20 protein-coding genes are annotated in these 24,440 nt (G+C 70.8%); 9 read left to right on the top strand and 11 right to left on the bottom strand.

Annotated elements, in window-relative coordinates:
• Positions 1–47 precede the first annotated feature (47 nt).
• Entirely contained in the window at positions 48–1,061 is a 1,014-nt protein-coding gene (locus tag QBL25_RS26080) for a chitinase (RefSeq protein ID WP_409059393.1), read from the top strand.
• A gap of 87 nt (positions 1,062–1,148) precedes the next feature.
• Here QBL25_RS26080 and QBL25_RS26075 read toward each other — a convergent pair whose 3' ends face one another.
• The gene (locus tag QBL25_RS26075) at positions 1,149–2,570 is read right to left on the bottom strand and encodes an Nramp family divalent metal transporter (protein ID WP_409059392.1); all 1,422 of its coding nucleotides are present in this window, start codon (positions 2,568–2,570) and stop codon (positions 1,149–1,151) included.
• A gap of 196 nt (positions 2,571–2,766) precedes the next feature.
• On the opposite strand from QBL25_RS26075, the gene QBL25_RS26070 reads away from it, so the two are divergent.
• Positions 2,767–4,110 (top strand): M14 family metallopeptidase, encoded by a 1,344-nt coding sequence (locus QBL25_RS26070; RefSeq protein ID WP_409059391.1) that lies wholly within the window; start codon positions 2,767–2,769, stop codon positions 4,108–4,110.
• A gap of 63 nt (positions 4,111–4,173) precedes the next feature.
• Here QBL25_RS26070 and QBL25_RS26065 read toward each other — a convergent pair whose 3' ends face one another.
• The 4 genes from QBL25_RS26065 to QBL25_RS26050 form a co-directional block, all read right to left on the bottom strand.
• Positions 4,174–5,664, bottom strand: a complete 1,491-nt coding sequence (locus tag QBL25_RS26065) for a GntP family permease (protein ID WP_409059390.1) — start codon at positions 5,662–5,664, stop codon at positions 4,174–4,176.
• Between the two features lie 126 nt (positions 5,665–5,790).
• On the bottom strand, positions 5,791–6,201 hold the full coding sequence (locus QBL25_RS26060) for a RidA family protein (protein ID WP_409059389.1): 411 nt from the start codon (positions 6,199–6,201) through the stop codon (positions 5,791–5,793).
• A gap of 6 nt (positions 6,202–6,207) precedes the next feature.
• Entirely contained in the window at positions 6,208–6,966 is a 759-nt protein-coding gene (locus QBL25_RS26055; RefSeq protein WP_409059388.1) for an IclR family transcriptional regulator, read from the bottom strand.
• Positions 6,963–7,979 carry a sugar kinase gene (locus QBL25_RS26050; protein WP_409062782.1) on the bottom strand — a complete coding sequence of 339 codons (1,017 nt, stop codon included), beginning with the start codon at positions 7,977–7,979 and terminating at the stop codon, positions 6,963–6,965. The genes QBL25_RS26055 and QBL25_RS26050 overlap by 4 nt, the downstream gene beginning before the upstream one ends.
• A gap of 182 nt (positions 7,980–8,161) precedes the next feature.
• On the opposite strand from QBL25_RS26050, the gene QBL25_RS26045 reads away from it, so the two are divergent.
• Both QBL25_RS26045 and QBL25_RS26040 read left to right on the top strand, forming a co-directional pair.
• Entirely contained in the window at positions 8,162–9,469 is a 1,308-nt protein-coding gene (locus tag QBL25_RS26045; RefSeq protein WP_409059387.1) for an amino acid deaminase, read from the top strand.
• A 125-nt stretch (positions 9,470–9,594) separates the two neighbouring features.
• Entirely contained in the window at positions 9,595–11,196 is a 1,602-nt protein-coding gene (locus tag QBL25_RS26040) for an N-acyl-D-amino-acid deacylase family protein (RefSeq protein WP_409059386.1), read from the top strand.
• A gap of 14 nt (positions 11,197–11,210) precedes the next feature.
• Here QBL25_RS26040 and QBL25_RS26035 read toward each other — a convergent pair whose 3' ends face one another.
• From QBL25_RS26035 to QBL25_RS26025, 3 genes are all read right to left on the bottom strand, one after another.
• Entirely contained in the window at positions 11,211–11,822 is a 612-nt protein-coding gene (locus QBL25_RS26035; RefSeq protein ID WP_409059385.1) for a hypothetical protein, read from the bottom strand.
• Positions 11,823–11,936: 114 nt separating this feature from the next.
• Entirely contained in the window at positions 11,937–12,830 is an 894-nt protein-coding gene (locus tag QBL25_RS26030; protein WP_409059384.1) for a trypsin-like peptidase domain-containing protein, read from the bottom strand.
• Between the two features lie 145 nt (positions 12,831–12,975).
• The gene (locus QBL25_RS26025; RefSeq protein WP_409059383.1) at positions 12,976–13,809 is read right to left on the bottom strand and encodes a serine protease; all 834 of its coding nucleotides are present in this window, start codon (positions 13,807–13,809) and stop codon (positions 12,976–12,978) included.
• Between the two features lie 229 nt (positions 13,810–14,038).
• Between QBL25_RS26025 and QBL25_RS26020 the strand changes: the two genes are divergently transcribed.
• Complete coding sequence (locus QBL25_RS26020) at positions 14,039–15,250, top strand: pyridoxal phosphate-dependent aminotransferase (RefSeq protein WP_409059382.1); 1,212 nt, start codon at positions 14,039–14,041, stop codon at positions 15,248–15,250.
• A gap of 103 nt (positions 15,251–15,353) precedes the next feature.
• Entirely contained in the window at positions 15,354–15,764 is a 411-nt protein-coding gene (locus QBL25_RS26015; RefSeq protein WP_409059381.1) for a hypothetical protein, read from the top strand.
• Positions 15,765–15,839: 75 nt separating this feature from the next.
• Here the strand turns inward: QBL25_RS26015 and QBL25_RS26010 are convergent, their stop codons facing one another.
• Positions 15,840–17,552: an Ig-like domain repeat protein gene (locus tag QBL25_RS26010; protein ID WP_409062781.1), complete on the bottom strand. Its 1,713-nt coding sequence runs from the start codon at positions 17,550–17,552 to the stop codon at positions 15,840–15,842.
• Positions 17,553–17,745: 193 nt separating this feature from the next.
• Positions 17,746–19,590 (bottom strand): phosphoenolpyruvate carboxykinase (GTP), encoded by a 1,845-nt coding sequence (locus tag QBL25_RS26005; RefSeq protein ID WP_409059380.1) that lies wholly within the window; start codon positions 19,588–19,590, stop codon positions 17,746–17,748.
• 310 nt (positions 19,591–19,900) lie between these two features.
• Here QBL25_RS26005 and trhA point away from each other — a divergent pair, with 310 nt between their 5' ends.
• The 3 genes from trhA to QBL25_RS25990 all read left to right on the top strand — a co-directional run bounded on the left by trhA (position 19,901) and on the right by QBL25_RS25990 (position 22,187).
• Positions 19,901–20,629, top strand: coding sequence for a PAQR family membrane homeostasis protein TrhA (gene trhA, locus QBL25_RS26000; RefSeq protein WP_409059379.1), 729 nt, complete (start codon positions 19,901–19,903; stop codon positions 20,627–20,629).
• 119 nt (positions 20,630–20,748) lie between these two features.
• Positions 20,749–21,384 (top strand): TetR/AcrR family transcriptional regulator, encoded by a 636-nt coding sequence (locus QBL25_RS25995; RefSeq protein ID WP_409059378.1) that lies wholly within the window; start codon positions 20,749–20,751, stop codon positions 21,382–21,384.
• A gap of 68 nt (positions 21,385–21,452) precedes the next feature.
• Positions 21,453–22,187: a Mut7-C RNAse domain-containing protein gene (locus QBL25_RS25990; protein ID WP_409059377.1), complete on the top strand. Its 735-nt coding sequence runs from the start codon at positions 21,453–21,455 to the stop codon at positions 22,185–22,187.
• A 136-nt stretch (positions 22,188–22,323) separates the two neighbouring features.
• On the opposite strand, the gene QBL25_RS25985 is transcribed toward QBL25_RS25990, so the two are convergent.
• Positions 22,324–24,336, bottom strand: a complete 2,013-nt coding sequence (locus tag QBL25_RS25985; protein WP_409059376.1) for a thioredoxin domain-containing protein — start codon at positions 24,334–24,336, stop codon at positions 22,324–22,326.
• Between the last annotated feature and the right edge of the window lie 104 nt (positions 24,337–24,440).

Below are 24,440 nucleotides of genomic sequence, written 5' to 3'. Positions count from 1 at the left end.
AGGTGAGAGCTCTCCGAATGCCCCAACTCCCCCCACCGGAGGCATGAATGGACCACGCACGCGGCAGGACACGCAGGAAGGCAGGTTCCGTCATCGGTCTGACAACGGCACTCGCCCTCGCGCTCACCGGCCTGCTCACCGGCGGCGCCGACGAAGCCGACGCCGACACCCGCGCCGTGCCGAAGCACGCGGTGACGGGCTACTGGCAGAACTTCGACAACGGCGCCACCGTCCAGAAGCTGGCCGACGTACAGGACGAGTACGACATCATCGCGGTCTCGTTCGCCGACGCGACCGCCACACCGGGCCAGCTGGCGTTCAACCTGGACTCGGCCGGGCTCGGCGGGTACACCGTCGACCAGTTCAAGGCCGACATCAAGGCCAAGCAGGCGGCCGGGAAGTCCGTGATCCTCTCGGTCGGCGGCGAGAAGGGCGCGGTGGCGGTCAACGACTCCGCGTCCGCGACCGCCTTCGCGGACTCGGCGTACGGGCTCATGCAGGAGTACGGCTTCGACGGCGTCGACATCGACCTGGAGAACGGACTCAACTCGACCTATATGTCCCAGGCACTGAAGTCCCTGGCCGGGAAGGCCGGTTCGGGGTTCGTGCTGACCATGGCGCCGCAGACGATCGACATGCAGTCGACGTCGAACGAGTACTTCAAGACGGCGCTCGCGGTGAAGGACATCCTCACGGTCGTCAACATGCAGTACTACAACAGCGGTTCGATGCTGGGCTGTGACGGCAAGGTCTACAGCCAGGGCTCGGTGGACTTCCTCACCGCGCTCGCCTGCATCCAGCTGGAGGGCGGCCTCGACCCGTCGCAGGTCGGCATCGGCGTCCCGGCGTCGGCGAAGGCGGCGGGCGGCGGCTACGTCCCGCCGTCCGTCGTGAACCAGGCCCTCGACTGCCTGGCGAAGGGCACCGGCTGCGGTTCCTTCAAGCCGTCCACGACGTACCCCGGCATCCGGGGCGCGATGACCTGGTCGACGAACTGGGACGCCAGTGACGGCGACGCCTGGTCCAAGGCGGTCGGCCCGCACGTCCACGGGCTGCCGTAACCCCGAAGGGCCGCGGAGCGCACGCTCCGGACCCCGCAGACCGCAGCGCCGCCGCTCCCCCGGCGGCGCTGCCGGGTTTGTGCCGCCTTACCAGGGCAGGTCGCGCACCTGCTGCACGCACAGGACGAGGAAGAGCAGTCCGGCCGCCGCGAGCATGCCGTTGCTCAGGATGCCGTTGCGCCATTCCTTCGGCGTACGCGAGGAGTTGAGCAGCCAGAGCAGCGTGAGCGCGAGGAAGGGCATGAAGAACGCGCCGAGCACGCCGTAGGCCACGACCAGGCCGAACGGCTGGTCCAGGAAGAGCAGGCCCATCGGCGGGAAGGTGAGCCACAGGAGGTACGCCCGGAAGGGCGCCGACTTCTCGCGCTTGCCGGCCGCGACCTCCTTGACCATGCCGTCCGGCTCGATCACGCCGTCGGGCGTGACCGCACCCGCCGGCGTGACCGTACCCGCGGGCGTGACCGTTCCGTCGGCACCCTCGGCGGTCTTCCCGGGGGCGGTCTTGGCGGCGGCGGCCACACCGGCCCGCTCGCGCCGCAGCCGCTCCACGAAGTCGGCGAACATCAGGCTCACGCCGTGCCACACGCCCATCAGGGCGCCGAAGGACGTGGCGAAGAAGCCGATCAGGAAGAGGTTCGCGGTGACCGCCCCGAACTTGTCCTCCAGGACGTTGCCGAGGTCGATCAGGCCCCGGTCGCCCGAGGTGAGGGCGATGTTCGTGGAGTGCAGGAGCTCGGCACCGATGATCATCATCGCGACGACGAAGATGCCGGTGGTGATGTAGGCGACGCGGTTGTCGAGCCGCATGACCTTGAGCCAGCTGATGTCGGTCCAGCCCTTGGAGTTCACCCAGTACCCGTACGCCGCCATGGTGATGGTGCCGCCGACTCCGCCGATCAGGCCGAGCGTGTACAGGAGCGAGCCGTCGGGCAGGACCGGCGCGAGGCCCGCGAAGGCGTTGCCGAGGTCGGGGGCGACGCGGATGGCGACGTACACGACGATCAGGAACTTCATTCCGATGACGACCGTCATGACCTTCTCGAAGACGGCGTACCGGTTGAACCAGACGAAGGCGAGGCCCAGCAGGCCGCACAGGATCGCCCAGGCCTTCAGGGACGGGCCGTCCGGGAAGAGCGCGACGAGCGGCAGGGCGCTCGACGACATCGCCGTGGCGCCGTAGACGAAGCCCCAGACGACGACGTAGACCGCGAAGTACCAGGTGGTCCACTGCCCGAGGCTGCGCCAGCCCTCGAACAGTGTCTTTCCGGTCGCGAGGTGCCAGCGGCCCGTCGCCTCGGCGAGCGAGATCTTCACGAGGCAGCCGATGATCGCGGCCCACATGAGCGTGTAGCCGAATTTGCTGCCCGCGATGAGCGTCGCGACGAGGTCGCCCGCACCGACGCCGGTAGCGGCGACGACGATGCCGGGGCCGACGTACTTCCAGCTCGCTTTGCGGAGCCGGGGAGCCGCATCTCCCGTGGCAGCGCCGCTGCCTGTCGTTTCAGCCATGCCGATCAAGAAACCGCATGGGCGCGCGTGGCACAAGGGGTTGGCCGAAGACAGCGTTGACCGGAGCATGCCAGGCGCCCACGATGGGCCCGCGCGATCCGCACCGCACGACGCACCACGGCATGCGCCACAGCACGCACCGTACCCCGCACGACCAAGCGTCGCACTGAACCACCCCCACCCCCCAGGAGACTTCATGCGACTTCGCATACGCGGCAGAAGATCCGCCTCTCTCGCGGTCCTTCTCGCCCTCGCCGTCGCGGCCCCCGTGACCGCGACCGCCGTACCCGACTCGGCCGGCCGGTCCGCGGCACGGACCGCGGCGGCCGACGACAACGAGACGCGCCAGTACGAGATCCGCCTCGGCGACGACCCCGCCGCCCGCACCGCGCTCGCCCGCACCGGCGTCGCCATCGACGAGGTGGACGCCCGCTCGGTGGTCGTCTCGGCCGACGGCCGCGAGGCCGCGGGCCTGAGGGACGCGGGCTACGCGCTCAAGGCCCTGGCCGGACCCCCGAAGCGGACGAACGGCGAGCCGGTGGAGGCCAAGGACTTCCCGCCCGCCGACTCCAGGTACCACAACTACGCCGAGATGACCGCGGAGATCGACCAGCGCATCGCGGCCCATCCGACCCTGATGAGCAAGAGGGTCATCGGCAAGTCCTACTCCGGCCGGGACATCGTCGCCATCAAGATCAGCGACAACGTCGGCACGGACGAGGCCGAGCCCGAGGTCCTGTTCACCCACCACCAGCACGCCCGCGAGCACCTGACCGTCGAGATGGCGCTCTATCTGCTGCGCGAACTCGGCGACGACTACGGCACGGACGCGCGCATCAAGAAGATGGTCGACGAGCGCGAGATCTGGATCGTGCCTGACCTGAACCCGGACGGCGGCGAGTACGACATCGCGACCGGCTCCTACCGCAGCTGGCGCAAGAACCGCCAGCCCAACAGCGGTTCGTCGAACGTCGGCACCGACCTGAACCGCAACTGGGCCTACCGGTGGGGCTGCTGCGGCGGCTCGTCCGGCTCCACGGGGTCCGAGACCTACCGCGGCCCGAGCGCCGAGTCGGCACCCGAGACGAAGGTCGTCTCCAACTTCGTGCGCAGCCGCGTCGTCGGCGGCAAGCAGCAGATCAAGGCCTCCATCGACTTCCACACGTACAGCGAGCTGGTCCTGTGGCCCTACGGCTACACGTACAGCGACACGGGCCCCGGCCTCACCCAGGACGACCGCGACGCGCACGCCGCCATCGGCCGGAAGATGGCCGCGAGCAACGGCTACACGCCGCAGCAGTCCAGTGACCTCTACATCACGGACGGGTCGATCAACGACTGGCTGTGGGGCAACCAGAAGATCTTCAGCTACACCTTCGAGATGTACCCGTCGTCCGCGGGCGGCGGCGGCTTCTACCCGCCCGACGAGGTGATCGAGCGGGAGACGAACCGCAACCGGGACGCGGTCCTCCAGCTCCTGGAGAACTCGGACTGCATGTACCGCTCCATCGGCAAGGAACAGCAGTACTGCACGAGCTGATCCCGTACGCCGAAAAGGGGCGCCCGGCGCATTCGCCGGGCGCCCCCACGGGCGCAGGGACCGCTACACGAACAGGCTGACCACGGCCGCGACCGCGAAGCCGGCCAGGGAGAGGACCGACTCCAGGACCGTCCACGTCTTGAGCGTGTCGCGCTCCGAGATGCCGAAGTACTTCGCGACCATCCAGAAGCCGCCGTCGTTGACGTGCGAGGCGAAGATCGAGCCCGCCGAGATCGCCATGATGACCAGGGCGACGAACGCCTGCGAGTGGTCGCCCTCGGCGAGGAGGGGGGCCACGATGCCGGCCGTCGTCACGATCGCCACCGTCGCCGAGCCCTGGGCGACGCGCAGGACCAGGGAGAGCAGGTAGGCGAGGACGATGATGGGCAGGCCCACGTCCTGGAAGGTGTCCGAGAGGGCGGCGGCGACACCGCTCGCCTTGAGGACCGCGCCGAAGATGCCGCCGGCGCCGACCACCAGGAGGATGTTGCCGACCGGCTTCAGGGACGAGGTCGAGACCGTCTCCAGGGACTTGCGCGACCAGCCGCGCCGGATGCCCAGGAGGTAGTACGCCATCAGCAGGGCGATCGTCAGGGCGACGAAGGGGCTGCCGAAGAACTCGATGACCGAGCGCAGGGTCGAGGGGTCGAAGGCGATCGAGGAGAAGGTCGCCAGGAGGATCAGGAACAGCGGCGTCCCGATGATCGCGAAGACGATGCCGAGCGGCACCGGCTTCTCCCGGGGCGCCACGCCCGCCTCACGCTGCTCGGCGATGACCGCCTGGCGCGCCTCGTCGGCGGCCTCGACCATGTCCTGCGGGACGGGCACGAAGATGCGCTTGCCGATCCACGCGGAGTACACCCAGGCGGCGAGGACGGCGGGGATGCCGCAGACGATGCCCATGAGGATGACCCAGCCGAGGTCCACGTGGAGCAGACCGGCCGCGGCCACCGGGCCGGGGTGCGGGGGCAGGAACGCGTGGGTCATCGACAGACCCGCGAGCAGGGGCAGGCAGTAGAGCAGAATCGATTTGCCGGAGCGCTTGGCGGCGGCGTACACGATCGGCGCGAGGACGAAGATGCCGACGTCGAAGAAGACGGGGATGCCGAAGATCAGACCCGTCAGGCCCATGGCCAGCGGTGCGCGCTTCTCGCCGAAGAGGCCGAGCAGCCGGGAGGCGAGCACTTCCGCGCCGCCGGAGACCTCCAGGATCGCGCCGAGCATCGTGCCGAGGCCGATGATGATCGCCACATGGCCGAGGATGCCGCCCATGCCGGACTCGATGACGGAGACCGCGTCGGACTTCTGGACCGTGCCGAAGAGTTCGGTGACGGAGAGGCCGGCCGAGAGGCCGACGACTATGGAGACCGCGAGCAGCGCCACGAAGGGCTGGAGCCTGACCTTGATGATCAGGAAGAGGAGAAGCACGATGCCGAGCGCGGCGACGGTCAGCAGACCGGCGGTGCCGTCGATCAGGGTGAGGATTCCGCCCGTGTGGGGTGGTGCCTCGGCGGGGGCGGCGGCCGCGAGCGCGGCGAAGGGGGACGGGGACATCTTTGACCTCGTAAGTGCATGGAGCTTTCGGGGCAGGGGGGATCACGGCGCGGCTCCGGAAGGGGGGAGTTCGGAGCCGCGCCGTGAAGACGTACGGCTTGCGGGGGTTTCAGCGAGGGGTGCGGATCAGCCCAGGACGGCGAGCGCGTCGATCTCGATGAGCAGCCCCTTGGGCAGGCCCACGTAGACCGTGGTGCGGGCCGAGGCGGGGGCCTTGAGGCCCTGCTCCTCGAAGTAGGCGTTGTAGATCTCGTTCATCTCGGCGAAATGGTCCACGTCCGTGAGGTAGACGCGCATCATCATCACGTCGTCCCAGGTCGCGCCGCCCTCTTCGAGGATCGCCTTGACGTTGGCGAAGGTCTGGAGGGTCTGCTCGCGCAGGGTGGGGCCGGCGGGGGTGGGGGCCTTGCCCTCCTCGGCCGGGAGGAAGCCGACCTGACCGGCGACCTGAAGGATGTTGCCCTTCTTGACGCCGTGGGAGAACTTCGCGGGCGGGGTCGTGTGGGTGGCCGGGGTCAGTGCGGTCTTGTCGGTCATGGTCGTTCAGGCTTCCTTGAGGGGTGACTTGCCGGAGTACTCCCGGCTGATGGCGTCCGCCGTACGGCGCACCAGCGGGAGCAGCGTGAGGAGTTCGTCGGCGGTGACGACGACATTCGGCGCGGAGACCGACATGGCGGCGACGACGCGCCCGTCCGCACCGCGGATGGGGGCCCCGATGCAGTTGATGGACTCCTCGTGGCCACCGAGGTCGGTGGCCCATCCCTGCTCGCGCACGGCGCCGAGCTCCTTGAGGAACGCGGCGGCGTTGGGCGTCGAACGGGACGTGTACGTGGGGTAGTCGAGCTTCTCCGCGATGGCGCGGCGCTCGGCTTCGGGCAGGTCGGAGAGCAGCAGCTTGGCCACGGCGGCGACGGTGATCGCCACGGGCTTGCCGATGCGCGAGTACATCCGCACCGGGTAGCGGCTCTCGACCTTGTCGATGTAGAGGACTTCCTGCTCCTCGTAGACCGCGAGGTGCACGGTGTGGCCGCACTTCTCGTTGAGCGCGAGGAGGTGGGGGTGCGCGATCTCGCGTACGTCGAGGTTCTCGACGGCCTCCTGGGCGAGCGCGAAGAGGCGGGCGCCCAGGCGGTAGCGCTGGTCGGACTGGCGGTAGACCAGGCCGTGTTCGTGGAGCGTGCGCAGGAGCCGCAGGGCGGTGGACTTGTGCACGTCCAGGCGCTCGGCGACCTGGCCGAGGTCGGCGGGGCCTTCGGCGAGCAGCGGCAGGATGGACAGGGCGCGGTCGACGGTCTGGCTCATGTACGTGCCTCCTCCTTGGCCTCAGTGTGCGCGGGGACGCCGTCCGTCCAGCCGGGGCCGAGACGAAGTGTCCCCCAGGCGTCGGCGTCCAGGGCGGCAAGACGGTCGGTGTGCTCCCGCGCGGGAGGGGTGGCGAGGTCGCCGGCGACGGTGAGCGCGGCGGCCGCCATGAGGTGCCCGTGGCGCAGGCGCCGCTCGGCGGGCAGTCCGCGCAGGGTGGCGGAGAGGAACCCGGCGGCGAAGGCGTCACCGGCGCCCACGGGGGCGACGACGTCGACCTTGAGCGCGGCCTGGAAGACGGCGGGCTCGCCCGCGGCGGCCCCTCCGGTGTAGACGGTGGCGCCGCGGTCGCCCTGCTTGACGACCAGGGTGGCGGGCTCGGGCAGCGCGGCGCGGATGGCGTCGGGGCCGCCGGTGACGCCCCAGGCGTCGGCGGCCTCGTCCTCGCCGACGAAGACGAGGTCGGCGCCGCGTGCCAGCTCCAGGAGGACGCCGGGCCCTTCGCTCGCCTGGCCGGTCCACAGGCCCGGGCGGTGATTGACGTCGAAGGAGACCAGGGGGCGGCCGGGGCGGGGCGCGGTCAGTTCGCGCAGGAGGGCCAGGCAGTCCGCGGACAGGGCGGCCGTGATGCCGGACAGGTGCAGGATCCGGCCGGAGGCGAGCGCCTCGTGGTCCACGGACTCCGGGTCGGGGGACATCGCGGAGGCGGCCGATCCCGCGCGGTAGTAGAGGACCTCGTGGGCGTCGGTGTCGCGGTCGTCGGCGGTGCGGAAGTAGATGCCGGTGGGGCGCCGGGGGTCGCGGCGCACGGCGCTGGTGTCGACGCCGTAGCGGGCGATCGCCTCGACGAGGTGGTCGCCGAAGCCGTCGGCGCCGACGCGGCTGACCCAGCGGGTGCGGTGTCCGGCCGCGGCGAGCGCGCAGGCGACGTTCGACTCGGCGCCGCCGATCCCGCGGTCGAAGGAGGGCACGTCGGCGAGGCGGCCCGCGCGGGAGGGCAGGAACGTGACCATGGACTCGCCGAGCGCGACGACGTCCACTGCTGGCTGCGCGGCCTGTGCGGTCACGATCTTCCTGCCCCTCAACCGACTGCCCGGATCCGTTGACCCGGCGTTGGCTCGGATGTTAGACAGCAGTAAGCGACATACGCAATGACCGTTGCACATCATGCAACGCACCTTTTCGAGGAGGCGCCATGGCCGCCGACAACGCAGCCGACCGCTCCGCCGGACGGCGGGCCCAGGAGCTGACCCGGCTCGCGGAAGAGCGGGTCGACCACCGCTTCAAGGGCCTTCCGCCGGACGCGGAAGGCCTGACGGTCGGCGAGCTGGCGGCCCAGCGCAGGAACCTCTTCACGGGCGGCTTCACCACCCCCGTCCTCGCGCTCTCCGCCGAGCGCCTTGAGCACAACCTCGCGCTGATGGAGACGTACTCCACGCGGCACGGCCTCGCCTTCGCGCCGCACGGCAAGACCTCCATGGCGCCGCAGCTCTTCGCGCGGCAGATCGAGCACGGCGCGTGGGGCATCACTCTCGCCGTGCCGCACCAGGTGCGCGTCGCGCGGGCCTTCGGCATCGAGCGGATCTTTCTCGCCAACGAGCTGGTGGACGCGGCGGCGCTGCGCTGGATCGCGGGCGAGCTGGACGCCGACCCCTCCTTCCGCTTCATCTGCTACGTCGACTCCGTGCCCGGCGTCGCCCTGATGGACGCCGCGCTGCGCGAGGCGGGCGCGACGCGTCCGGTCGACGTCGTGGTGGAGCTCGGCGCGGGCGAGGGCGCGCGTACCGGGGTGCGCACGGAGGACGAGTGCGTCGAGATCGCCAACGCGGTCGCGGCGGCGGACACCTTGCGCCTGGTGGGCGTCGCCGGGTACGAGGGCGAAGTGCCGGACGCGACCCCCGAGCGGGTGCGGGCCTGGCTCGGCCGGCTCACCGCGCTCGCCGTCGAGTTCGACAAGGCGAACCGGTTCGCGGACCTGGACCAGATCGTCGTCAGCGCGGGCGGCAGCGCGTGGTTCGACGCGGTGGCGGACGTCTTCGCCGAGATCCCCGCCCTGTCCGTGCCGGTCCTGAAGCTGCTGCGCTCGGGTGCGTACGTCTCGCACGACGACGGCCACTACCGCCACCTGACCCCCTTCAACCGGATCCCGGACGAGGGCGCCCTGCACCCCGCGTTCCGCCTCTGGGCGCAGGTGGTGTCCCGGCCCACGCCGGAGCAGGCGTTCATCAACGCGGGCAAGCGGGACGCGGCGTACGACATCGATCTGCCCGAGGCGCAGGTCGTGCACCGGGACGGGGCGGACCGGGCCGCGACGGGCGTCACGGTGACGGGCCTCTCCGACCAGCACGGCTGGGTCCGCACGGCGTCCGAGGCCGATCTCGCCGTGGGCGACTGGGTGGGCCTGGGGCTCTCCCACCCCTGCACGTCCTTCGACAAGTGGCAGCTGATTCCGCTGGTCGAGGCCGACGGCACGGTCACGGACTACGTCCGCACCTACTTCTGACCTCTTCTGGCCCCTGGGCCTCTGAGGGTGGGCGAACAAGCAGAACCGCCGCCCCGCGACGGATGTCTCCCACCCACCCACCCGATTGCCCCGCAACCCGCAGACAAGCAGAGAGAGGCACCCCCATGGACCTCGTCATCCGGGACGCACGCGTCATCGACGGCACCGGAGGTGCCTCCTACCGCGCCGACGTCGGCGTGCACGAGGGCAGGATCGCCGAGATCCACCGCGCGCAGGACGCGGGTCCCCGCCCCACGGGGGCCCGCACCGTCGACGCCCACGGTCTCGCGCTCGCGCCCGGCTTCATCGACATGCACGCCCACAGCGACCTCGCCCTCCTGCGCGACCCGGACCACAGCGCGAAGGCCGCCCAGGGCGTGACCCTGGAGGTCATCGGCCAGGACGGGCTGAGCTACGCCCCCGTCGACGACCGCACCCTCGCCCAGGTCCGCCAGGCCATCACCGGCTGGAACGGCGACGGCGGTGACATCGACTTCGACTGGCGCACGGTCGGCGAGTACCTGGACCGCCTGGACCGGCAGGGCACCGCCGTGAACGCGGCCTACCTCATCCCGCAGGGCACCGTCCGCATGTACGCGGTCGGCTGGGACGACCGCCCGGCGACCCCCGCCGAGGTCGAGCGGATGAAGCAGCTGGTCGCCGAGGGCATGGAGCAGGGCGCCGTCGGCATGTCGTCGGGCCTCACCTACACCCCCGGCATGTACGCCGACGACTCCGAACTCACGGAGCTGTGCAAGGTGGTGGCCCGGTACAAGGGCTACTACTGCCCCCACCACCGCAGTTACGGCGCCGGCGCCCTCCAGGCGTACGAGGAGATGGTCGACCTCACGCGCGTCGCGAACTGCCCCCTCCACCTCGCGCACGCCACCATGAACTTCGGCGTGAACAAGGGCAAGGCGCCCGATCTGCTCGCCCTCCTGGACGACGCGCTCGCGTCCGGCGCGGACATCACGCTCGACACGTACCCCTACACCCCCGGCTGCACGACCCTGGTGGCCATGCTGCCCAGCTGGGCGAGCGAGGGCGGGCCCGACGCGATCCTGGCCCGGCTCCAGGACGACGCGACCGCCGAGAAGATCCGCCACCACATGGAGGTCATCGGCGCCGACGGCTGTCACGGCGTACCGATCGAGTGGGACAAGATCGAGATCTCCGGCGTCTCCGACCCGGGGCTGGCCTCCTGCGTGGGCAAGACGATCGCGGAGTCGGCCCGGCAGCGCGCCGAGGAACCGTGGGTCACCGCCCGGCGCCTGCTGATCAACGACAAGCTGGGCTCGACGATCCTCCAGCACGTCGGTCACGAGGAGAACGTCCAGGCGATCATGCGCCACCGCGTGCACACCGGCGGCAGCGACGGCATCCTCCAGGGCTTCAAGCCGCACCCGCGCGCGTACGGCACGTTCCCGCAATACCTCGGCCGCTACGTGCGCGAACTCGGCGTCCTCGGCCTCGAAGAGTGCGTCGCCCATCTGACCGGGCGCCCCGCGGCCCGGCTCCGGCTCGCCGACCGGGGTGTCGTGCGCGAGGGACACCGCGCGGACCTGGTCCTCTTCGATCCGGAGACGGTCGCGGCGGGCTCGACGTTCGACGCTCCCCGCACGCTGCCGACGGGCATCCCGCACGTCCTGATCGACGGCAAGTTCGTGATGGAGGACGGCCGGCGCACGGACGTCCTGGCGGGACGGTCCGTGCGCCGGACCCCGTAGGCTCCGCTACCGCCTCACTTCTTCTTGCCCTTGATGTCGATGTGGGCGTTGAACTTCGCGCCCAGGACCGTCACGAAGACGTTGCCCTGCCGCCCGCGCGTGTCCAGGGTGTCCCCGACCTGCCCCTTGCCGAGGGCCGCCTTGTCCTGGACGTCCGTCGCGCGGAGGTCCGTGAACTGGTCGTAGCGCTCCTCGGCCAGCTCGGCGGCGTCCCGCCACTCCTGCCGGAAGGCGGCGTATTCGACCTCGGTCATGCCCGACCCGAAGGTGAAGTTGGGGTGGTTGGCCTGCTCGTAGTGGTGCCTGCACAGGTCGAGGAGGCGGCCGGCGTCGGTCTTGACCCCGACCGCCTTCACGAAGGAGTCGGCCTGCTTCTGGATCGCCGCCGTGCGTTCCGCGACCCGTTCCGCGCGCCGCTGTTCGTTCAGGTCGTCGTCGAGGGTCTTCTTGGCCGCCGCCAGACCGTTGTTCTTGTCCTCGACGGTCGCGATGCGGACGGAGGCTTCCCGCTTGCGCTGCGGGATCAGTCCCCAGGGCAGGCCGATCGACTCGCTGTATTCGGTGAGCAGGTCGGTCGCTTCCGTCTCGTCGTCCGCGTACTCCACGTGACCGATCATCTTGGTCATGGTGCCCCCTTCGTCCCCGCCGGCCCCTCCGGCGGGAAGTCCGCGGGCAACGTCTCACCGGCACGGGCCGCCGTCACCGGGTGGCGGCCCGTCCGGTTCACGCCTGCGGGCGCGCTACCTCCGGGCGGCTGCCGGGCGCGGCAGCTTGCAGCCCTTGCGGCCGAGGTCGATCTTGCTGTCGTGTCCGACGCAGGGCACGATCCCGTAGGTCTGCTGGGCGTAGTTGATGCCCTTGCGGACGGTCACCTTGCCGCGCCGGTCGACCTCGCACGGGTTGTTGAGCGTGCAGCGCTCGCCGTCCTCGTTCCCCGTGTTGTTGACGGCCGTGACCTTGCCGGTCTTGTGGTCGATCACGGGTGAGCCGGACGTGCCGCCGATCGTGCGGCACGCGGGGGTGTAGCGGACCGAGTCCTTCCAGGTCCACTCCCCCTCCTTGAGGCGGTATGCGAAGCCGTCGATCTCGCAGGTGTACGTCTTCTTCCAGTACCCGGAGACGACCGTGACGGCCCGCTTCCTGACCGGGTGGTCGTCCTCGATCTCCAGCGCCTTGATGCCGTACTTCTTCTTGATGTCGGCGTAGCTGCTGGTGAGTTGGTACAGCGAGATGTCCGTGTCGGTCATCGTGGCGTACGAGATCTTGCTCGCCCGGAGCGTCGCCTTCTCCGCGCCCTTCGCGTCGAGCAGCTTAAAGGTGCGGGTGGACGGCTGGTCGACGACGACTTCGCCCGCCGCCGGGAACCCGCTCTCCAGGCAGTGGCCGTTGGAGAGGACGAGCGCGGGGTCGTCCGGCTGGGACCGGGGCACGCGGACGACGGAGCCGGAGCAGTTGCTGAGCGCGACGGTCCCCGCGAAGTCGACGCCCTTCTTCGCGGCCTGGTCCGCGGCCTGGTCCGTGGCCCGGTCCGCGGCCCGTTGTGCCGGTGCGCCGTCCGGCGCCGCGACCGCCGGCGCGGAGCCCACTCCTGCGAGGGAGAGGGCGAGCAAGCTGCCCGCGAGAGCCTTCTTCATGTGTGGAGCCCCCCTTGTCACCGTGCCCTGTGTGGTTGTCATGGGCATTCTTCGGGGGCCCGCGGAGGGGGGACAAGGGGTGGGAACTCTTGACAATTCGGCGGGCCGGCCCGGAAGGGCCGGCCCGCCGCCGTGGTCCGAAGCCCTACGGCTTGGGGAGCGCGCAGCCCTCGCGGCTCAGGTCGATCTTGTTGCCGGGTGCCACGCACGGCACGATGCCGTACGTCTGCTGGGCGTAGTTGATGCCCTCGCGGACCGTCACCTTGCCGCTCTCGTCGACCTCGCACGGATTGTTGTCCGTGCACTCCTCGCCGCTCTCGTTGCCGGTGTTGTTGACGGCGACCACCTTGCCGGTCGCGTCATCGACCACGGGCGAGCCCGAAGTGCCGCCGATCGTCTTGCAGTCGGGGGTGTAGCGGACCGAGTCCTTCCAGGTCCAGTTCCCCTCCTTGAGGCGGTAGGCGAAGCCGTCGACGCTGCACTTGTACGTCTTCTTCCAGTAGCCGGAGACGACGGTGATCGCCTTCCCCTGCTCCGGACGTGCCGCGTTCAGCTCAAGGGCCTTGATGCCGAACTCGCTCTCGATCTCGGCGTAGGTGCTGGTGAGTTCGTAGAGCGAGAGGTCGGTGTCCGTCATCGTGCCGTAGGCGATCTTGCTGGCCTTGACCGTGCCGGCGTCGCCGCCACCGGCGTCGAGGAGCGTGAAGCTGCGGGACGACGGCTTGTCGACGACGACTTCGCCGGGCGCCGGGAACCCGGACTCCAGGCAGTGGCCGTTGGACATCACGAGCGCCGGGTCCTGCGGCTTGGAGTCCGCCACGCGGACGACGGAGCCGGAACAGTTGCTCAGCGCCACGGTGCCCGCGAAGTCAACTGCCTGCGCCTTGACGGGCCGTTCGTCGCCGACGGCCGTCGCGGGCACCGCCGTCACCCCGAGGAGCAGGGCGGAGAAGCACGCGACGACGAGAGGCTTGTTCATGTGGGGGGTCCCCTCTGTTGACCATGTGACCGAAGTTGCTTCGGTTTTGTCATGCGCATTGTTGAGGTACCGGGCCGTGAGAACAAGACCGCATGCGGACACCGCTGACCGCTGACAGGACGGTCCCGGGCACCCCGCCGGGCGCGCCACGCCGCACCGGCCCCCGCCACGCCCCGACGTGGCGGAAAACACGAGGCGGGTGCCGTTACGCGGCCGTAAGCTCGCGGACATGCAGGTCATCCAGTCGACGAAGCTCGCCAACGTCTGTTACGAGATCCGGGGTCCGGTGCTCGAGGAGGCGATGCGGCTGGAAGCGGCGGGCCACCGCATCCTCAAGCTCAATACGGGCAACCCCGCGGCCTTCGGATTCGAGTGCCCGCCCGAGATCCTGGAGGACATCCTCCGCAACGTCGGCGACGCGCACGGCTACGGCGACGCGAAGGGCCTCCTCGCCGCCCGCCGCGCGGTGGTGATGCACAACCAGACCCTGGGCATCGAGACCGACGTCGAGCACGTCTTCATCGGCAACGGCGTCTCCGAACTCATCGTCATGGCCATGCAGGGCCTGCTCGACGACGGCGACGAGGTCCTCGTACCGGCGCCGGACTATCCGCTGTGGACGGCCGCGGTCTCGCTCTCCGGCGGCACGGCCGTGCACTACCGCTGCGACGAGCAGGCGGACTGGATGCCGGACCTCGCCGACATCGAGCGCAAGGTGACCGACCGCACCAAGGCGCTCGTGATCATCAACCCGAACAACCCGACGGGCGCCGTCTACAGCGAGGACATGCTGCGCGGCCTGACCGACATCGCCCGCCGCCACAACCTCCTGGTCTGCTCGGACGAGATCTACGACAAGATCCTCTACGACGACGCGGTCCACACCCCCACCGCCGCCATCGCCCCCGACCTCCTCACCCTCACCTTCAACGGCATGTCGAAGGCGTACCGGGTGGCCGGTTACCGCGTCGGCTGGGTGGCCATCTCCGGGCCGAAGGCGCACGCGTCCTCGTACATCGAGGGTCTGACGATCCTCGCCAACATGCGCCTGTGCGCGAACATGCCGGGCCAGCACGGCGTGGTCGCCGCGCTCAGCGGGCGCCAGACCATCACCGACCTCGTGCTGCCGGGCGGGCGCCTGGTGGAGCAGCGCGACACGGCGTACGACCTGCTGACGCAGATCCCCGGCGTGACCTGCGTGAAGCCCAAGGGGTCGCTCTATCTCTTCCCGCGGCTCGATCCGAAGGTCTTCAAGATCAAGGACGACCGCCAGATGGTGCTCGACCTGCTGCGCGCCGAGAAGATCATGGTCGTCCACGGCACCGGTTTCAACTGGCCCGAGCCCGATCACTTCCGGGTGGTCACCCTGCCCACGGCGACGGACCTGGCCGAGGCGGTGACCCGGATCGGCACCTTCCTGGACGGCTACGGCCAGCACTAGCCGCGGGCGGCCGGGACGGACGGGCCGCCGCGGCCACTCGACTCAACTTTAGACTGAATCTAATGTAGGATGGCTTTCAAGCTACCCGCCAGGAGGCCATCCCATGTACGAGCCGATCCGCACCAAGTCGGTCCATGCCATGGCCGACCCGGGCGACTTCCCGCACCGCTCCCGCGAGGAGGAGCTGGACATCCAGCTCGCCGCGCATCTGGCGGCGCTCCTCGCCGTCACGGACGAGCTGCGCGCCCTCGCGCCCGACGCCGACCTGGACGACGCCGCCGAGAGGCTGGCGTCCGAGGTGGCCCGGCTCCGCGGCGGTCTGCCGCCCGTCCGCTCGGCCGTGGTGACCGCGATCCACGAACCGCACCTCACCGCCCTGCACCAGCGCGCCCACGCCCTCGCGGGCCGCGCCCTGGTGGTGGCGGCCTCCCGCGCCGACACCGCGGCGGCGATCCTCGCCGCCCGGCGCATGGACGCTCACGCGGGCGCCGCCCACCTCGTCGGCGCCCACTGAGCCCGCGCCCGGGCCCCCAGGAACGGCCCCGGTCCGAACGCCTGGAGGCGTTCGGACCGGGTGCCATCTACCCGGCTAGCCGGTCACCCGCACCGTCGCCTCGGCCGACGAGCCCGCGTGCAGGGCATCACCCTCGTAGCTCACGGCGTAGACGGTCCTGCCCTTCTTGCTCGGCAGGTCCCTGATCCGGAACGAGCCGTCCGCCGCCACCGGCGCCGACGTCAGCTCGCCCGTCGTGCCGAGCCGGTCGGTCCGCGTCACCTTCAGGGCGATCCCGGACGGCAGCGCACGCCCCTGTCCGGTCAGCTTCCCGGTGATGTCGACGCCGCCCGCGCGGGTCGCGTCGGCCGGGGCCGTCAGCTCGATCGCCGTCGTCGCCTTCGCCACGTCGACGGTGACCGTGACGTCCTCGGCGGGCCGGTGCGTGACGTCACCGAGGAACCGCAGCGTGTACGTCGCCTCGCCGAGCCGGTCCGGCACGTCCAGGACGGTGAAGCTGCCGTCGGCGGCGACCTTGGCGGACGCCACCTCCGTCGTGCCGTCGGCGTCCTTGCGGACCGCGGCGACCTTCACGGGCTCCGCGGGCGCGGGGCCGTCCAGCTCGAGCCTGCCGCGGATGCCGAGCGGCTCACCGACCATGGGCTTGGTGGGCGTGGTGCTCAGGGCGCCCGTGAAGCGCGCGTCGTACTGGGCGGCCGGGGGCTTGATGACGTGCAACCAGTGACTGGTGCCGCCGTCCGAGGCCACCGCGAAGAGCCGCGAGCCGTCCTTGGCCCAGCCGAGTCCCCGCGGCACGATCCGCGAGCCGTCGAGCTCGCCCTCGAAGGCGAACTCGATCGGCGTGGCGCCGTCCGCCGGGTCGGCGGGCTGGATCAGCAGATCGGACACGCTGCCCGCGGCGGCCGCACCGCGCGCCACGTACGTCCCGTCGCCGCTGAACGCCACCGCCGATGCCTTGGCGCCCTCCGGCAGCGGCTGGTAGCCGGCCGGGGCGTCCGCCAGGTCGGAGGCGTCAAGGAGCCGGGTGCCGTAGGCCGCGTCGGCGACCGCGATCCGCTTGCCGTCGGCGCTCAGGGCGATGTCCTTGAGGTCGAGCGCGCCCTTGCCCTCGGCGTCCGCGAACCGCCGCTGCGGGCCGCGCACCAGGGTCTCGCCGCTGGCGTCGAACGTGGTGAGGAACGCGTTGGCCGCGCTGCCCGCCCCCGCCTGCCCCATCACGAGCCGGTCGGGAGCCCCGGGCCCCGCCGCCAGCTTCAGCCGCCCCTCGCTGTTCCAGCCGGTGCTGACGAACGAGGTGTCCTTGACGCCGTACAGGTACGCGGCGTTGTCGGTCCGGTCGCAGTACGAGCTGGTGTACGGCGTCTCGGTGAACCACGTCTTGCCGCCCGCCACGGCGACGTCCCGGCCGCACTCGACGTCGTAGGGCGTGTAGGACGCGCCGCTCTTGGTCTGCGTGGCCGTGTCGAACGTGACGATCCGGTTGGACACCGACACGTTCAGGGTCGCGCCGTCCGCGCTGAGCGCCATGCCGGAGGCCGGCTGGTCGGTGGCGAGCGAACCGACGCGCTGCCCCTCGAAGTTGTAGACCCAGACCTGGCTCGCGCCACTGGTCTTGCGTGCGTCGGTGACGTAGACCCGCTCGTGCGCGTCGTCGACCACCAGTGCCCCGAACGAGGAGATCGGCAGCTTGGCCACCTCGTCCGACGGCGTGGCGGCATACGCGGCGGGTGCCCCGACGGCGGTCAGACCCGCCGAGCCGAGGATCACCGCGAGCGCGGCACCCGTCACCCGTCTCAACCGCTGAGACTTCTTCAACTTTGCCCCCCACAGGCTCATTTGGGGCACGCGTCGATCAACGGCCCCCCGTGTGGGGTCATTGAAACATGTGAGGGCCATGTGAAGGCAGGGTGCGCGAGATGCGTACACATGCGGAAGGGCCCCGCACGCCGTTGTGCGGGGCCCTTCCGGAACGCGCGGGACGTCAGCCCAGACGCCGCACCAGCGCGCGGTACTCGTCCCACAGCTCCTTGGGCGTGTGGTCGCCGAAGGTGTTCAGGTGCTCGGGGATCAGCGAGGCCTCGTCGCGCCAGACCTCCTTGTCGACCGTGAGCAGGAACTCCAGGTCGTCCTTGGCCAGGTCGAGGCCCTCGGTGTCCAGCGAGTCGACCGTCGGCAGGATGCCGATGGGGGTCTCGACGCCCTCGGCCTTGCCGTCCAGGCGGTCGACGATCCACTTCAGGACGCGGCTGTTCTCGCCGAAGCCGGGCCACACGAACTTGCCGTCGGCGTTCTTCCGGAACCAGTTCACGTAGTAGATCTTCGGGAGCTTGGACTGGTCGGGCTTGTCCGCGCCGACCTTGACCCAGTGGGCCATGTAGTCGCCCATGTTGTAGCCGCAGAACGGCAGCATCGCGAACGGGTCGCGGCGCAGCTCGCCGACCTTGCCCTCGGCCGCGGCGGTCTTCTCGCTCGCCACGTTCGCGCCCAGGAAGACGCCGTGCTGCCAGTCGAAGGACTCCGTCACCAGCGGCACCGCGCTGGCGCGGCGGCCGCCGAAGAGGATCGCCGAGATCGGCACGCCCTTGGGGTCCTCCCACTCGGGCGCGATGATCGGGCACTGCGAGGCGGGGGTGGTGAAGCGGGCGTTGGGGTGAGCCGCGGGGACGCCGGACTCGGGGGTCCAGTCGTTGCCCTTCCAGTCGGTGAGGTGGGCGGGGGTCTCCTCCGTCATGCCCTCCCACCAGACGTCGTTGTCGTCGGTGAGCGCGACGTTCGTGAAGACCGAGTTGCCCCACAGGGTCTTCATGGCGTTGGCGTTGGTGTGCTCGCCGGTGCCGGGGGCGACGCCGAAGAAGCCGGCCTCGGGGTTGATCGCGTAGAGGCGGCCGTCCTCGCCGAAGCGCATCCAGGCGATGTCGTCGCCGATGGTCTCGACCGTCCAGCCGCGGACCGTCGGCTCCAGCATGGCGAGGTTGGTCTTGCCGCAGGCGCTCGGGAACGCGGCCGCGACGTACTTGCTCTCGCCCTGCGGGGGCGTGAGCTTGAGGATGAGCATGTGCTCGGCCAGCCAGCCCTCGTCGCGCGCCATGACGGAGGCGATGCGCAGGGCGTAGCACTTCTTGCCGAGCAGGGCGTTGCCGCCGTAGCCCGAGCCGTACGACCAGATCTCGCGGTCCTCGGGGAAGTGCGAGATGTACTTCGTGGAGTTGCAGGGCCACGGCACGTCGGCCTCGCCCTCTTCGAGGGGCGCGCCCAGCGTGTGGACGGCCTTGACGAAGAAGCCGTCCTCGCCGAGCTCGTCCAGGACCGCCTGGCCCATGCGGGTCATGGTGCGCATGGAGACGGCGACGTACGCCGAGTCGGTGATCTCCACACCGATGGCGGACAGCGGTGAGCCGACCGGGCCCATGCAGAAGGGCACGACGTACATGGTGCGGCCGCGCATGGAGCCGCGGAAGACGCCCTGCTCCCCCGCGAAGATCTCCCGCATCTCGGCGGGGGCCTTCCAGTGGTTGGTCGGGCCCGCGTCCTCTTCCTTCTCGGAGCAGATGAAGGTGCGGTCCTCGACGCGCGCGACGTCGGTCGGGTCGGAGGCCGCGTAGTACGAGTTCGGGCGCTTGATCGGGTCGAGCTTCTTGAACGTCCCCTTGGCGACGAGCTCCTCGCACAGGCGCTCGTACTCGGCCTCGGATCCGTCGCACCAGACCACGCTGTCCGGCTGGGTCAGTTCGGCGATCTCGTTCACCCAGGAGACGAGGTCCTGGTGGTGGGTGGGGACGGTGCCCAGGGACTCAGAGAGAAGGGGAGCCGCGATGTCGCGCGCCACGATTGCTCCTATACGAGGGGTTTATAGGTTTGTTGCCCCGTGGGGGCTGCGACCCGGACGCTTCACGTGTTGTTCCCTCTGGCGCTCATCCGGTGCCGACCGCACTCATTTGATCATCCGACGCTTCCGCGCATATGTCCAGAGGGCCTCACAGGTGAGCGGCGTGAGGATCGCCACTCGTTCCGGTCGCCCTCCGTACACGAATCCGTCACTTGTACGCTCGGGTATCACCGTGAGCATCGCCACTTGTGGGCCACGGAGGCCCCATGACTGATGCTTAACTTACGGTTGCGTAGGTACGATGCCGTTTATGACCGCTCCCGTCCCCGACGCGATCTCGAACTCGCAGGACGCGAGTTCGGACTCGTCCGCGCTCGACGCCCTGCCGCTTCCCGACCTCGCAGAAGTGAAGCCGAAGATGCGCGGCTGGCTGCACGCGGGCATGTTCCCCGCGGTGCTCGTCTCCGGCATCGTCCTGACGGCGCTCACGGACTCCACCCGCGGGCGGATCGCCTGCGGGATCTACGTCCTGACGGCCTGCCTCCTCTTCGGGGTCAGTGCGATCTACCACCGGGGCACCTGGGGCCCGCGCGCGGACGGCGTGCTGCGCAGACTCGACCACGCCAACATCTTCCTGATCATCGCCGGCACGTACACCCCGCTGACGATGCTGCTCCTGCCCGACTCCAAGGGGCAGTGGCTGCTCTGGGGCGTCTGGGGCGCGGCGGTGGCCGGCATCCTCTTCCGGGTCTTCTGGGTCGGCGCCCCGCGCTGGCTCTACACCCCGTGCTACATCGCGATGGGCTGGGCGGCGGTCTTCTTCCTGCCCGACTTCCTGCGGGCGGGCGGCATCGCCGTCCTGGTCCTCGTGATCGTCGGCGGCCTGCTCTACAGCGCGGGCGGCGTGATCTACGGCATCAAGCGCCCGAACCCGTCCCCCCGCTTCTTCGGCTTCCACGAGGTCTTCCACTCCCTGACCCTGGCCGCCTTCGCCGTGCACTACGTGGGCATCTCCCTGGTGGCGTACCGGTACGGGTGACCGCGCTCCCCTCTTCCCCTCTGCCCCTTCATGGCCGCGGCTTCCGAGCCGCGGCCATGCGCGTGCGGGCGGCGGCGCGGGGGTGAGGGTGAGGGTGAGGGTGCCGGAGAATGAGGGGCATGACGGCCGTACGCACCACCTCTGCTCCGCAAGGGCCCCGGCCGGGGCTGCGTGAGCGGAAGAAGCTCAAGACCCGCATCGCCATCCGTGAGGCCACCTACCGGCTGATCGGGGAGCAGGGGTACGAGGCGACGACGGTGGAGCAGATCGCCGAGGCCGCCGAGGTGTCGGCGTCGACCGTCTTCCGGTACTTCCCGGTCAAGGAGGACATCGTCCTCACCGACGAGTACGACCAGGTGATCGAGGGCGAGCTGCGGGCGCGCCCCCTGGACGAGCCGATCGTGGAGTCCCTGCGGCACGTGCTGCGCAGGGCGGTCGACCTCGGTTTCGCCGAGGGCGCCGAGATCTCGCGCCTGCGCACGCGCCTGATGATCGAGGTCCCCGCCGTGCGCTCCCGGATGCTGGAGAGCATGTCGGTCACCGGCCGGATGCTCTGCCGGGTCATCGCCGAACGCAGCGGGCGCGACCCGGGGGAGCTGGAGGTCCGGGTGTTCTCGATGGGCCTGATCGGGGCGCTGACGGAGGCGGCGGCGTACTGGGCGGAGCACGGCCACCAGGACGACCCGGGCGAGCTGGTGGACCGCTCCCTGACCATGCTGACGACCGGCTTCGGCGCGGGCGGGCCCGCGGCCTGACGCCGGGCTCCTCGCAGCGCGCCGCAAATCCCCGGCCGCGGCTGCTCGCCCCGTGCCATCCTGACCGCATGAACGGTCCGGAGATCCTCATCGAATTCGCCCCCGAGCTGGGGCTTTTCGTCCCGCACGAGCGAAGGGGCGGACCCGCCAAGGCCGTTACGGACGGCGTGTCCACGCTCGGGCACGTCGTCGAATCGCTCGGGGTCCCGCTGACGGAGGTCGGCGCGCTCCTCGTGGACGGCACCGAGGTCCCGGTCTCGCACGTGCCCGCGGCGGACGAGTCGGTGGAGGTCCGCGCCGTTCCCCGCCCCCAGCCCGTGCCCGGCGCTCCCCTGCGCTTCCTGCTCGACGTCCATCTCGGCACGCTGGCCCGCAGGATGCGGCTCCTGGGCGTCGACGCGGCGTACGAGAGCACGGACATCGGCGACCCCGCCCTCGCCAAGCGCTCGGCCGCCGAGCGGCGGGTGCTCCTGAGCCGGGACCGGGGTCTGCTGCGGCGCCGCGAGCTGTGGGCGGGCGCGTACGTCTACAGCGACGCGCCGGACGAACAACTCCGGGACGTACTGGGCCGCTTCGCGCCCGCCCTGCGCCCCTGGACCCGCTGCACCGCCTGCAACGGCTCCCTGCGGGCGGCGACGAAGGAGGACGTGGCGTCCCGCCTCGAAGGAGGCACGCGGGGGACGTACGACGTGTTCGCGGAGTGCGGGGAGTGCGCCCGGGTGTACTGGCGCGGCGCCCACCACGACCGCCTGGAGGAGATCGTGGCCCGGGCGGTGGCGGAGTTTCCCTCGGGGGTCCGCTGACCGTGCCGCTGGGGGCCAGGGGCCCGTTGACCGTCGCGCTGGGGGTCAACGGACCGTCGCGCTGGGGGTCAGCTGACCGTCGCCCTGCGGACGCCGGGGCGGGCCGGGCACATCCCGGCCCGGCCCGGCCGAGGCCTCAGTTCGACAGTTTTGCCGCCAGTTCCTTTGCGTCCGTGGTCGGTGCGTCGCAGACGAAGTGGCGGCAGACGTAGGCTGCGGGCTTCTCCCGGCCCGCGAGCAGCGGGAACTCGTCCCCGCCCGCGGGGCCGACGGCGACGACGGCCCCGGGGGCCGTCCCCAGCAGCGCGGTGCGGTGCAGCTCGCCGCCCACCGGCCCGATCACCGCGACCTCGCGCGGGCCGTCGAGCGCGGCCTCGGCCACCGCGAGGCCGTTGCCGATGAACCGGGGCGCCCGGGGCGCGAGCCCCTTCACGACGCCGAGGGCCCGCTCCGCCGCCAGGCGATGCGGCTCGGCCCCGGTCTGCGCCGCGTACGAGAGCAGCGCGCCCGCGGCCGCCGTCCAGCCGGACGGCACCGCGTTGTCCGTGGGGTCCTGCGGCCGCCGGATCAACTGCTCGGCGTCGGCGGCCGTGTCGTACAGGGAGCCCGACTCCTCGTCGACGAACTGGCCGAGCACATGGTCGAGCAGGAACCCGGCGAACTCCAGCCAGACTCCCTCCCCCGTCACGGAGGCCAGCGCGAGGAACCCCTCGGCGACATCCGCGTAGTCCTCCAGGACACCCGCGTTGGCGCCGACCTGGCCGTCCTTGGAGGTACGGGAGATCCGCGCCCGGTCGTCCATGTGCAGCCGTACGAGAAGGTCGCCGGCACCGACCGCGGCCGCCACCAGGTCCGGCCGGTCGAAGTACGCCCCGACCTCCGCGAGCGCGGCGACGGCGAGGCCGTTCCAGGCGGCGACGATCTTGTCGTCACGGCCGGGCGCGGGCCGCAGCGAGCGCGCGACGAGGAGCCGCTCCCGGATCGACCCGATACGGGCGGCGTCCGCCGCCCCGTCCTGCCCGGCGGGGAGTTGGAGCACCGAGGCGCCCTCCTCGAAGGTGCCCTCCTCGGTCACCCCGAAGTACGTGGCGGCCAGCTCGGCGTCCGCGTCGCCGAGCACCTCGCGCAACTGCTCCGGCGTCCACACGTAATAGGCGCCCTCGACGTGCTTGCCGGTGGCGGCGTCCTCGCTGTCCGCGTCGAGCGCCGAGGCGAAGCCGCCTTCGTTCGTGCGCAGTTCGCGCACCATGAAGTCGGCGGTCTCCAGGGCGACGCGCCGCGCGAGGTCCGAGCCCGTGGCCCGCCACAGATGGGCGTACACCCGGCAGAGCAGCGCGTTGTCGTACAGCATCTTCTCGAAGTGCGGCACGACCCACTCCCGGTCCACGGAGTACCGGGCGAAGCCGCCGCCCAGCTGGTCGTAGATCCCGCCGCGCGCCATCCGCTCGCAGGTGTCGGCCGCCATCTGGAGGGCGCCCTCCGAGCCGGTGCGGGCGTAGTGCCGCAGCAGGAACTCGACGACCATGGACGGCGGGAACTTGGGCGCGCCGCCGAAGCCGCCGTGTGCGGCGTCGTAGTCGCGGGTCAGGCCGAGGAGCGCCTGGGCGAGCTCGTCCTCGCCGGGCAGTTCGTCGGCCCCGAACGACAGCTGGCGGTCCGCGAGGTCCCGCACGATCTTCCCGGCGACCTCGCCGACCTCGTCGCGCCGGTCCTCCCAGGCGCGCCGGACCCCGTCGGCCACCTGCTGGAAGGACGGCATGCCGTGGCGCGGCTCGGGCGGGAAGTAGGTGCCGAAGTAGAAGGGTTCGGCGTCGGGCGTCAGGAAGACCGTCATGGGCCAGCCGCCCTGGCCGGTCGCGGCCTGCACGGCCTCCATGTAGACGGCGTCGATGTCGGGCCGCTCCTCGCGGTCGACCTTGATGTTGACGAAGTGGGCGTTCAGGAAGGCGGCCGTGCCGGCGTCCTCGAAGGACTCGTGGGCCATGACATGGCACCAGTGGCAGCTGCTGTACCCGACGCTGAGCAGCACCGGCACACCCCGTTCGCGCGCCTCGTCGAAGGCCTCCGCCGACCAGGGCCACCAGTCGACGGGGTTGTCGGCGTGCTGAAGAAGGTAGGGGGACGTCTCGTGGGCCAGTCGGTTCGGCATACCTCCCATCCTCGCGCACATGGCGCGCCGATCCGGGTACTGGCCCACGTGATCCGTGGACTCCCTCGCGCCGGAGGCCCGTACGCAGGACACTTGGGTCCGCA

Origin of the sequence: Streptomyces sp. SYP-A7185 (genome assembly GCF_046103685.1) — a bacterium.
Taxonomy (GTDB): Bacteria; Actinomycetota; Actinomycetes; order Streptomycetales; family Streptomycetaceae; genus Streptomyces.
Note: the sequence above shows the minus strand (reverse complement) of the source record. Positions and strands in the feature narration are given on the sequence as shown.